General features: G+C 36.7%; 11 protein-coding genes. All 11 read right to left on the bottom strand.

Annotation, left to right across the window (positions count from 1 at the left end):
* Position 1: 1 nt before the first annotated feature.
* The 11 genes from lpdA to KTO58_RS28045 all read right to left on the bottom strand — a co-directional run bounded on the left by lpdA (position 2) and on the right by KTO58_RS28045 (position 11,568).
* Positions 2-1,402, bottom strand: a complete 1,401-nt coding sequence (lpdA, locus tag KTO58_RS28095) for a dihydrolipoyl dehydrogenase (protein ID WP_095836222.1) — start codon at positions 1,400-1,402, stop codon at positions 2-4.
* 56 nt (positions 1,403-1,458) lie between these two features.
* Positions 1,459-2,205: a sulfite exporter TauE/SafE family protein gene (locus KTO58_RS28090; RefSeq protein ID WP_095836223.1), complete on the bottom strand. Its 747-nt coding sequence runs from the start codon at positions 2,203-2,205 to the stop codon at positions 1,459-1,461.
* A 3-nt stretch (positions 2,206-2,208) separates the two neighbouring features.
* Positions 2,209-2,418, bottom strand: a complete 210-nt coding sequence (locus KTO58_RS28085; protein WP_095836224.1) for a hypothetical protein — start codon at positions 2,416-2,418, stop codon at positions 2,209-2,211.
* Positions 2,415-3,812, bottom strand: a complete 1,398-nt coding sequence (locus tag KTO58_RS28080; RefSeq protein ID WP_095836225.1) for a phenylacetate--CoA ligase family protein — start codon at positions 3,810-3,812, stop codon at positions 2,415-2,417. The genes KTO58_RS28085 and KTO58_RS28080 overlap by 4 nt, the downstream gene beginning before the upstream one ends.
* 111 nt (positions 3,813-3,923) lie before the next feature.
* Positions 3,924-5,933 (bottom strand): heavy metal translocating P-type ATPase, encoded by a 2,010-nt coding sequence (locus tag KTO58_RS28075; protein ID WP_198315081.1) that lies wholly within the window; start codon positions 5,931-5,933, stop codon positions 3,924-3,926.
* 11 nt (positions 5,934-5,944) lie between these two features.
* Complete coding sequence (locus KTO58_RS28070; RefSeq protein WP_095836226.1) at positions 5,945-6,559, bottom strand: manganese efflux pump; 615 nt, start codon at positions 6,557-6,559, stop codon at positions 5,945-5,947.
* Positions 6,552-6,788, bottom strand: coding sequence for a hypothetical protein (locus tag KTO58_RS28065; protein ID WP_095836227.1), 237 nt, complete (start codon positions 6,786-6,788; stop codon positions 6,552-6,554). The genes KTO58_RS28070 and KTO58_RS28065 overlap by 8 nt, the downstream gene beginning before the upstream one ends.
* A gap of 71 nt (positions 6,789-6,859) precedes the next feature.
* The gene (locus KTO58_RS28060) at positions 6,860-7,318 is read right to left on the bottom strand and encodes a hypothetical protein (RefSeq protein WP_095836228.1); all 459 of its coding nucleotides are present in this window, start codon (positions 7,316-7,318) and stop codon (positions 6,860-6,862) included.
* A gap of 90 nt (positions 7,319-7,408) precedes the next feature.
* Positions 7,409-9,403, bottom strand: coding sequence for an FTR1 family protein (locus tag KTO58_RS28055; protein ID WP_157752697.1), 1,995 nt, complete (start codon positions 9,401-9,403; stop codon positions 7,409-7,411).
* A 117-nt stretch (positions 9,404-9,520) separates the two neighbouring features.
* Positions 9,521-10,711, bottom strand: a complete 1,191-nt coding sequence (locus tag KTO58_RS28050; protein WP_225859954.1) for an OprO/OprP family phosphate-selective porin — start codon at positions 10,709-10,711, stop codon at positions 9,521-9,523.
* A 395-nt stretch (positions 10,712-11,106) separates the two neighbouring features.
* Positions 11,107-11,568 (bottom strand): MgtC/SapB family protein, encoded by a 462-nt coding sequence (locus KTO58_RS28045; RefSeq protein ID WP_095836232.1) that lies wholly within the window; start codon positions 11,566-11,568, stop codon positions 11,107-11,109.
* Positions 11,569-11,575 lie beyond the last annotated feature (7 nt).

Below are 11,575 nucleotides of genomic sequence, written 5' to 3'. Positions count from 1 at the left end.
GTCAAATATGAATAGCTCCTTTCCCTGTTGCATTTAAACAGGCTTCTTTCAGACTTTCATAAAAAGTGGGATGACCATGAACTACATTGGAAACTCCCAAAGCAGAAATACCATGTTGCATGGCAAGTGCCGCTTCGCCAATGATATCGGCAATTCGGGGACCTATCATGTGTATGCCCAGAATTTCACCAGTCTGGCTATGCGCCAAGACTTTTATGAATCCTTCAGTATCTGCATTCATGCGGGCACGGGCATTAGCCATTAACGGAAATGAGCCGGATTTATAATCTACGCCATTTGCAATCAATTCTTCTTCTGTATGCCCTACGCTGGCAACTTCGGGCCAGGTGTAAACGATGTTTGGAATGGTCAGATAATTGATATGCGGACGCAAGTTTGCAATATACTCAGCTACATATACACCTTCTTCGGAAGCTTTGTGTGCAAGCATAGCACCCCTAATCACATCGCCGATTGCATAAACATTGGAAACATCTGTTCTGAAGTTTTCATCAACGTTAATTTTTCCTTTCTCCGTTGAAACACCGATTGCCTCCATGTTAAGTCCGGCAGTATAAGGTTTTCGTCCAATTGCCATTAAGCAATAATCACCTTCAAACTTCACCTGTTCTCCATTTTTGTTTTCGGCAGTTACTATAATATTCTGGCCTTGCATTTCAGCGCCGGTAACCTTGTGATTGAAATGAAATGTAAACCCCAGTTTTGAAAGTGATTTTTGTAGTTCCTTTCCGAGAGATTTGTCCATTGTCGCAAGAATTTGCTCATAATATTCAATCACTGTTACTTTTGAACCAATTCGAGCATACACCGAACCTAACTCCATCCCAATGACGCCACCACCAATAACAATCAAATGCTTGGGAACCTCTGCTAATACCAATGCTTCGGTAGAAGAGATAATATGTTGTTTGTCTATAGTTACATTAGGAAGGGATGCAGGTTTGGAACCGGTGGCAATGACGGTATGGACTGTCTCTAATTCTGTTTGATTACCGTCATTTGATTTCACTAAAATCTTTGTTGGATTGATAAATGATCCTGTACCATAAAACACATCCACTTTGTTTTTTTTCATTAAATATTTTACACCATCTCCTGTTTTCTTCACTACATCAGCCTTGTGGGCAATCATTTCCTGCAGGTTGATCTGAAGATTTTCCAAATGAATGCCGTGCATTACAAATTTGCTTTTGGCGTTGTAGTAATGCTCACTGCTTTCAAGTACAGCTTTCGATGGAATGCAGCCTACATTCAGGCACGTGCCACCAAGAGCGTCATATTTTTCAACTAAGGCTGTCTTTAAGCCTAATTGGGCACAGCGAATAGCGCAGACATAGCCTCCAGGTCCGGAGCCGATAATAGTCACATCATATTTTCCCATAGCAACTTTTTGAGATTGTTCAGAAATAATCTTTAAATGTGATTCTCCTACATAAATCAGTGAATTACTTTTTTACCTGTTATAAATCCATAAATCATAAATGCTCCTATTCCAAGAATTAAGACGAGAACAAGCTTTTTAAAAATAATTTCGGATATATTATTTAATAGCTTTTTGCCTAACCATGAACCTGAGTATGCCAATACCAGCATGACCGGAATAAACCAGATATATTTTTTATCAAGATAGCCATTGACTATATAGATAATTGACCGACCAATATCCCCTCCAATGTCAATCCCTGCTGATGTGCTGACAAAGACATTTTTTGATAAATTAAAAGCTGATAAAGTTGCTCCCCGAATTGCACCACCTGTCCCGATAAAGCCTGTAAAAAATCCTGATGCTATGCCGCCTCCGATTGCTTTAATACCATCAGCTTTTAACTTTAAATCCGGTTTGATAAGAAAAGCGATTGCAAATGCAATTAGAAAAATACCCATTGCCAACTCTGCAATTTTTAAATCCACTTTATTATTCAGGTATGCACCTAAGAGAGTGAATATGACACTTGGTATTCCTATCTTCAGGATAAGAGGGAAATTAATATGCTTTCTAAAAATAAAAAGCTTAGAAGAAGAACTAAAAATAAATACGATACCGGATAAGACAAGTGCGGTTTTAAAGTCGAAAAATACTCCTGCAAGAGGCACTAAAAAAACTGATGCGCCAAAACCACTGATAGTGCCAATGACTTCGCATATTAAAACGAGGAAAAGAAAAATGATCAGGCTTGCTTCCATGTTTTATTTTTTATGAGTTTCCAAATGATGCTGAAGCTGACCTTTTAATGTTTCAAGATATTTTTTCAAATCATCGGTGCAAACTGTCTTTTCCTTTGTATTGCAGATAGAAATTGGGGTTTCATCCAGATACGTATATAGTTCCGGATATTTTGTTTCTATTTCAGTTGTAAGCTGAATAATTTCCTGCATGAGTTGATTGAGTTGTTTCATTTTTCACCTTTTTTTAAAGCTTGTATTGTTATTGTTTTTCCAAGTTTGGTTTTCTTTAATTCTTTTATGTATTCCACTTTTACTGATGGCGGCTTTGCACCATGCTTTACAATTTCATCAACAATGTGCTTTAAAAAATCCGCTTCTTTAAAATCTTTATGTGGTCCTAAAATCAAAAATGATATTGTATCTTCTTTCTCCTGAACTATCTGCCAGCCGTCTATTGGCAATAAAACCATATTATCAAAAAATAGATCTGGTTCTATTGCTACCCTATTGCCCGCTTGACCTGGCAAATGAATCACATTTTCCTCTCGTCCTTGAATCTCCTTAATCAGAGTGAAAATTCTACCGCAGCTACAAGGTTTGGTATCGAGCTTTATGTGATCGCTAAGTTCATAGCGAATAATAGGAAGTGTTCGGTTCCACAATACCGTAACTAAAATTTTGTTTCCGTACTCACCGGGTGGAACAATCTTATTATCATTGTCAACCACTTCCACTACTACAAGGTCTTCATAAATATGCTGACCATTGTGGGCTTCACATTCGGAAGCTATAACCCCTGTTTCAGTAGCGCCATACTCCTCAAAGGGTTTAATGCCCCATGCTTCTTCAATAGCTTTTCTTGCTTCTTTTTTCAGCGTTTCTGCCGTTGAGGTTATGGTATCAGGTTTTATCCGAAGCCGACCGGCAAGCTGTTCTTTTGCAAGGGTATGAATGTTCTCTGCGAAGCCGCCCAAAAGATTGGGCTGAAAATCATTCAACTTTTTTACAATTTGTTCTAATGGCTCTGTTGTATCAAGAGCCAGCATATTTACAAACGGTATTTTAATAAAGGCTATTCCACCTGCAACATGCCAGGGGAGAGTTGATTGAACAATAGCCATTCTGGATTTTTTTCCAAAATGGAACGGTATATTTATCCATCCGCTTGACCGAATTGCTATAGAGAAGAATTTAAACCATTCCTTCTTGCTGTAAATAAATATTCCCTTCACTCCGGTAGTTCCGCCTGTAGCATAAGCGTAATATTTATCCCGATAAAGTTCTGCGCCTTTTAGATTGTTTAAAAAGTTCTCTACATCTTTTAAATGCAACGACCTGTCCGTGACAATTTCATCCCACGAAGACATCAATTCCTTTTTTGTAAGTACAGGCAACTCATGCAAAGGACTATTTTCAAGTCCCTTGTGAAATTTTTTGTAAAATGGTGAATTGCTATAAGCAAAATCACGCAGCTTACGAAGCTCTTTTTCCTGATGCTGCTTTATTTGCTCCCGGTTCCATTTTTCATGGGGACGTAATTTTCGTCCTTGCCAAAATATTTTCAGTAATTGGAAAATGCTGAGAGTTTTGAACTCAGGATGCGATTGTGGTTTTGTGTTTAGCATACTTTATTCATTTTAATTTCTTGGTCAATAAATATTAACAACAATATCAATAAGGTTACATTTCTTCCTTTATTAACTTCTCTTTAGTCGTTCTATTACTACTTTACGATGTCAAATCTTCATCCTTTGAATTCTCACAGCATTCATAATTGCAAGAAGTGCCACCCCAACATCAGCTATCACCGCCTCCCATAAGTTAGCTACCCCGCCAGCTCCTAAAGCCAAAACAATAATTTTCACCGTCATTGCAAGGAAAATATTTTGCCAGACAATTCGACGGGTTATTTTGCCTGCTTTAATCGCAGAAACAATACGGGAGGGTTCATCATTTTGTATCACTACATCAGCAGTTTCTATTGTGGCATCACTGCCTAAGCCACCCATTGCAATGCCTGCATCAGCTAATGCTACAACGGGTGCATCGTTTACACCATCACCAACAAATGCAATGTGTCTGCCTTCGTTTTTTATTTTTTGAACTAAATTCACTTTATCTTCAGGCAATAAATCACCATAGGCTTCATCAATACCTATTTGTTTTGCAACACTATCAACCACGGCCTGTTTATCTCCCGAAAGCATAACCGTTCTGATTCCCAATTTGTGCATATTCTCAACAGCTTCTTTCGCATCTTCCTTGATTTCATCTGCGATAGTGATATGGCCTGCATGCTGGCCATTTATTGCGATTAGAATAATTGTATCAGCAATCCTATCAATTCCTGCTGGATAGGATATGTGAAACTTTTTCATTAACTTCTGATTACCGGCTAATAGTTCTTTCCCATCAACCAAACCCTTTAACCCGTGTCCTGCGATTTCTTCAACATTTTCGACTTTGTAATTACCAGAACCATTTTCAGCATATTCAACTATTGCTTTGCCTACCGGATGTGTGGAGTTTCTTTCTAAGGCCGCGGTAAGTTGTACAAGTTGATCTTTATCTATGACATTGGGAACTATCTGCTGCACTTTAAAAACACCTTTTGTAAGTGTACCAGTTTTATCCATGACGACAGCATTGATCTTTGTCATAACATCCAAAAAATTTCCGCCTTTGAAAAGGATTCCGTTGCGAGACGCAAGCCCAATTCCTCCAAAATATCCTAAAGGAATTGAAACAACTAAAGCGCAAGGGCAACTTATCACCAAAAACACTAAGGCCCTGTAAAACCAAGTATAGAAGACATAATTGTCTACAACGAAATAGGGTATCACTACCAATGACAGAGCCAGGAAAAAAACAATAGGGGTATAAACCTTTGCAAAACGGGAAATAAATAATTGAGTTTGTGATTTACGTGCAGTAGCATCCTGAACCATTTCCAAAATACGGCTTAGCTTACTATCCTTAAATAGAGCATTGACCTTTACCTGCGCCACTGTATTCAGATTGACCATGCCTGCCAGGACTGTTTCACCTTTATATTTTGTATCAGGCTTGCTTTCGCCTGTCAACGCTGCTGTATTGAACGAAGCATTTTCCGAAATAAGTTCTCCATCTAAAGCTACTTTCTCACCTGGCTTCAGTTGGATAGTTTCACCTAATTCTACCTTGGAAGGATGCACTACAGTTGGTGTACCATCTCGCACAACTGCTACTTCTTCAGGACGAATGTCGAGCAATGCTTTAATATTTGCCTTTGCTCTTTTTACTGCAACGCTTTGAAACCACTCTCCAATCCCATAAAAGACCATCACTGCCACACCTTCATCGTATTCTCCAATTAAGAATGCTCCTAAAGTAGCAATGCTCATAAGCACAAACTCATTAAAGAAATCTCCACGAATGGATTTTCGAAAAGCCAGGTTTAGTACTTTGTATCCCGCAAATAAGTATGCTATAGCATTGATGATAAGAGCCGGAATCTTCGGAATCTGTACTTTGAAACCGTATTCCAAAAGCAGAACAATAATTAGAATAGCCAGACCTGCAATAAGATTCCAGTTTTCCTTCCAGCCCAGATCTACTGTAAGCGGCTTTTTAGGCGATACTACGCTTACTTCAGCTTTAAGGTCATAACCATCATTGTCAACTTCCTTTTTCGCTTCATTACTATCCATCTTTTTTGACAATTGATCTAATGTCACGTTTTTATTGTTTGCACTTTGCTCTTTCATAAAATAATATTTTACCGAATAAAAAATGATACAACGCCTGTTAGAATTAACGTTAACCCGGTTATAATTCCGGCATTGTGTTCCCATTTGTGCCAGTTAAGTTTTAGCAAGCCTTTATAAACAATCCTTACCCAAATAATCATCCCGGTTATTGTAATAACACTATACATTATAGCAATCATCGCCATCATGTACCATCCTTTTATACCGGCTAAAAGAAAATAAGCTTCTATTTCCATACAGGGCGACAGAAACATTGCAATCGCTAAGGCCGTGATGACTGACCTTTTTGTTTTCTTCTCAATTTCTTTCTTATTCAAATGGAAATGATAATGTTTATAGTGTTGCTTAATAAAATAAAAACCCAAAAGAATGAGAACAGCCGGAGCAATAACATGGGTAAAATTTTCAAGGTGCTCCGCCAACTCATTGCCTATTAAACCAAGCAGAACTCCAATAATAATGGTACTAATCACATGCGAAAAGCCTGAGATAAATGTGATTCTAATTGTTTCTGCTAAACCCCAGCCTTCTTTTTTGCCAATAGCCACGACAGGCAGCCAGTGATTTGGAATGACTGCATGAAGTAAACTGATAATTAAACTGCCTGTTAAGATGTTAAACATTAACGTTTTTAATTAATGTTTTATTCTTTTTTAATCCATAGTAAAGAAAAACTGTTGTAAGTATAATTGATACCATCAACATTATTTTGTGCGATGATGCAGTTATCTGAAAACCAAAAATCTCAATGGGATACTTATCTATCACCAAAAAGAAAATATTATCAATTATGTCTTTTGCAAAAAAACCTGCAAAAAATAACGCGATTACATTTGAAGTTTTTATTTTCATAAATATTTATTTTAGAGATTTAGAAATAATTTTTACATCATTTTATTTTCAAATATTTACTTTCGTCTGCGCTAATAATATTCACACAATTTCCTAACTAAGTTTGATTTTTTATATAACAGCTCAAATTTGTAATTACCTAAAACTTTAATAATTTTCTTTTTAGAAAATAGTTTCACATCACTGTATATAAACTCGCTGAAATAAAAAACTGGACGTCTGCTCCAAGTTTTGTAAATAATGACTACAGCGGTATCAACCAGCTCAAAAGTGTCGCCTTCGTAGAATCGGATTATTTCTTTGTTTGGCTTTTCAAAGCCCCAAATACTTCTTTTTTGAAAGTGGGCTTTAGTTCCATCTTTATAAATAACAAGAACATTTCTCGCCAGGCGGCCCCAAGGCATTTTTATTTTTTTAATGTTTTCATCTGCTAAAGTATCAGTCAAATTTGGAGCTTTAATAAAAACCCTATTTTGCGAATAGATCATGATTGCATTCAACATTAAAAAAATACAAAGAATGGTTTTCATTATTTTAATATTTATATAATTATTTCGGCTACTGCTGGTCTTTTATTTCAATTCCCCAAGTCATATATTTTAAATAAATTTTACTAAACACTATCTTAACTTGTCTTTCGTATCGCTCTTTACCCCGTAAAACCAAAGGGTCACGGAAATAACCAAAACAATAAATTGCGCCAGATAGGTTTCTATTGTTGGATAAATTCCAAGAATAGACGAATGGAAGTTCAATCTGACGCTGGTTACTGCAACCCATCCGCTTTCCTGAAAAGCATGTACACTTTGACCGGCAAGCACAACAGACAATATCATAATTATTATTGCAGAATATTGAAATAATTTTCTGATTGGAATTTTTGCTGAAAATCTGAGAAGCAAGTTTGCAATAAGTGTGATGATACAAATGGCCGCCAGAGAACCCACCCAAATTCCGGGTCTGCTTTTGTCATCTACCTGCAACTGCATTGAGGACAGAAAAAGAACTGATTCAAATGCCTCCCGAAATACAACAATGAATGACATAAAAGCAAGCGTAAATAATTTTCCCTGATCAAGCATTTTTACAATTTTCCCCTCAATAAACTCTTTCCATTTTTTTGCTTCTGTTTTTTTGTGAAGCCAAAAACCAACATAAACTAAAATTATCACGGCGACCATAGCGCCGAAGGCTTCCATTAGTTCACGATTTTGGGCACCGAAAGAAATAAGCCATCCTGTAAAGAACCAGCTTGCTATGCCAATGCCAACTGCCGCCATCCACCCTCCATGTACCCATCGAATGGCGCTGTTTGCCTGAAGTGATTTTAACAAGCTTAAAATAGTGATGATAATGAGAACTGCTTCCAGTCCTTCACGCAGCAAAATGGATAAAGAAACAAAAAACGAAAACCAAAATGAATAAGTTTGTTCTCCTAATAATATTTTTGCCTTGTTAATGGATACTTTTGCATCACTTATTTTTTGTTCCACTTCCCGTTCATCTTTTTTATTTTTAATCGCCGATCGAACATCATTCATCTTGTTTTCTAATTCAGAAACAATGGAGTTATCAACGGCATTAAGTTGCTGCTCGTAAGGTTCAATCCCTTCCAAATAGGCATATAGTGCTTTTTCTTCAGCGGCAGCGCTGTTACCATTCGTATAAAAAATAAGGGCATCATTCAGATAATTATTTGCTGCTTCAAAAGAATTGTTACCCATACCATTCTGATGCAATCGAATAGCAGCTATAGTAAGCTCGCTTTGACTTTGGACCTTTTGTTTTAACTCCTTATCAGAAAGATGGGCGATATCTGAAAGGCTGATAAATGATTTTATACGGTTATACTCTTTATTCAAAGAGTCTTGCTGAGCAGAAAGTTTATTTTGGAAACGTAATGATTTTATATAAAATGCGACATTCCAAAGCTCTTTATCACTAAGCTCATTAAAAGCACGCATCCCTGTTCCCCTAACTCCAAGCCGTGCTGTATTGAATACCTGAAGCGGTGAAATTAATTGCATAAGAGAATCGTTTTGAAAATTTACAGGGGGCGGATTGTAAGATTTAGAAAGGGGACCATCGGCAGCGCCATAAGTTCCGTGACAGGATTGGCAACTTGCAAGAAAAATTTGTTTACCCTGCGTAACATCAGGATATTGTTCGGGGCTAATGTCAATAAGATTGAGTTGAATTAACTGTATTTTGATTTGCTGTGCAGTGGTTGCAATTTCTTCTTTGCTTTTCTTGTGCCGGATTGATATCAGTAATGCAGAAAGTTGTTGATTAATCTGATTTTTATTATTGATGTTAACTTTGAGAGTTATAGAATCAAAAAGAGAAGCTGACTCTGTAGTAAAATCAATCATCTCGCTGTATTCATTAGCATTAATTACTTTACCATTAGCAACCGCACGGCCATAATCCTGCGATACATAATCGAGCAGGTTTATGAGTGTTCTTGCGTGAAATGTTAAGACATCTGTAGAATTATTTTTATCGGGTAAATTTTGAGAAAAAGTAATTGTACTGCATAGGCCAGATACAAAAAATGAAATAACTAAATTCCTGATAGTTTTATATGAGATAATACATGGCATTTGTTTGTTCAATTTTAGTTATGAAGTTTGCTTAGGGTTTATCAATTCACTTTATGATTCATCCTGAAATGAGAATGTTTTTGTTATTTATTGAGATATCTATTTACATAATTTTCACCTTTAAAAAAATTAAAACTGATATTGCAATCTTATTAGAAGAGTATTGCTATTCATGTAATACTTATCCTCAAGCTTAATGTTATGATTGAATAGGTGTTTGCTATAATTAAATACCAGTTTTATATCATCATTAACATACCAGTTAATGCCCAACGTAACAGCCTTTAGTTCACCCAAACTTTTTGCTAAATTGAACAGTAAAGGTGTGCTTGATAATTTTGCCTTTTCATATTGTCCGGCTAGTTCAAAAGCACCCCACTTCCCTTTTTTGGGATCAAATGGCCTATTGGGTTTTACTTTTTCATTTCTTGGTTTTACTTCTCCGGTAATGATAAAAGTGGCAGCTACGTAAAAACCGTTTGCAAAAAAATTAGACAAGATTAGATTGCTGGCAAGGCTTTCTGCCTTATAATGCAGATATTCACCTTTGAGTGAAAAACCTTTAACAAGCCACTCAAAGTCTAATCCGTAAACCGAAATGTTTCCATTTTGCCGGATGCTGTCATTAAATACAAACACAGGTACCTCCGTTGGTAACTTATACGTTGCATTGCTTATGTCATTTTTCTGTCTTCCAATGGCAAGAGATCCTCCAATGTGCAACTGCTTAAGAAAAGAATTTTTAGATGCGGAAAATGGCGAAATAACCAGTCGACTTATAAATGTTTTGCTGTTATTACTTTCCCGTTTATTGAGCCCGGCCCCGTTAAAAACACCAAATGCATAATCAATATATTTTGTCTTGTCTTCCCCAAATACCATGACACCAATATCATAATTTGGAGAAAAATTTTCAACTATAAAAGATCTGCTGACCAAATCAAGCTGTGAACTCGATTTAAGATTGGAAAGACTAAAAGGCACTTTAAACTGACCTGCTCTCAATCGTGCGAAAGATAAATGCCTTGCTTCTATAAATGCCTCATTCAACTCTACTTTTCCTTTGTCATACCTGCCATAAAGCATGTACCTGAATTGCTGATGAAAAAAGCCGGTTGCTGCAAATCGAGCCCTTCGTATCAAAAATTCGGAAAAGCCCGGGCTGCTATGAGAAGGAAAGTAACCATCAAATTGGACATAGCTTTTAAATTTCAAAACATCGCCTGTGCCTATAAAGAAGTATCCTTCATCAAAAACACCTGGCCTTGGAATCGTATCCTGTGCCCTTAGCTCAAGATGAAGCAATAGAATAAGAAACATATATGTACCTAAAGGTTTCACCAGTGATTTTCAATTATATAATGCTTGAACTAAAAAATGAATATTCTTTTTTCCTGGTCGCTTCCATGCATCCGTTTTTCAAATCTCCAATTGGTGGGTTCGGAAACCCTGCTGTTTAAGTTTTTTTCATTTAAACCGGACAACAATGCAGGGCTCCGACCCATGTAATATTTTATTCTTTTTTGACAATAAATCATAAATACCGAAAATCACTACCTTATTGCTCCCGTTAAATCCTTACGGTAAAATAATTTCTGTGTATCCATCTGCTCAGCTAACTGTCAATCATCTTTACCTGTTTAAAACGATAGCTTTTTGCCTTCCTTTTTATCTGAACTCCCTTATTCACTCCTTTGCTTTCTTATTCACTTTATTCAGATACTCTTGTGTTCTTTTTCCTTCTCATTAATTTTATTTTTCCAGCGGATATACCACTTCTGTCTTTCCAGCGATAACAGGAAATATAGCATCGATGAAGCTACGATTGCGATAATAAACATGTCCAGTCCCACTGTAATACCCACTGCAGCCGTACACCAGATAGTAGCTGCTGAGGTTAGACCTTGAGAATTATTGGAAGCATCATTTTTGCTAATAATTCCAGCTCCTAAAAAGCCGATACCTATAACAATATTTGCAATAACCCTTGAGGCAGATGCTATATCTTTAAATTCATCTGCTATTGCAGTAAATAGGGTTGAACCAAAGCAGATGGCTGCATAGGTTCTGATCCCTGCTTCTTTTCCCTGCTTTTCTCTATCATATCCTATAAATGCTCCCAAAGCAAATGCTACCAAAAGCTTCACCACCATAACTAATTCAAATCTTATTTCCATGGATAAC

Source organism: Chitinophaga pendula (genome assembly GCF_020386615.1).
Taxonomy (GTDB): Bacteria; Bacteroidota; Bacteroidia; order Chitinophagales; family Chitinophagaceae; genus Chitinophaga; species Chitinophaga pendula.
Note: the sequence above shows the minus strand (reverse complement) of the source record. Positions and strands in the feature narration are given on the sequence as shown.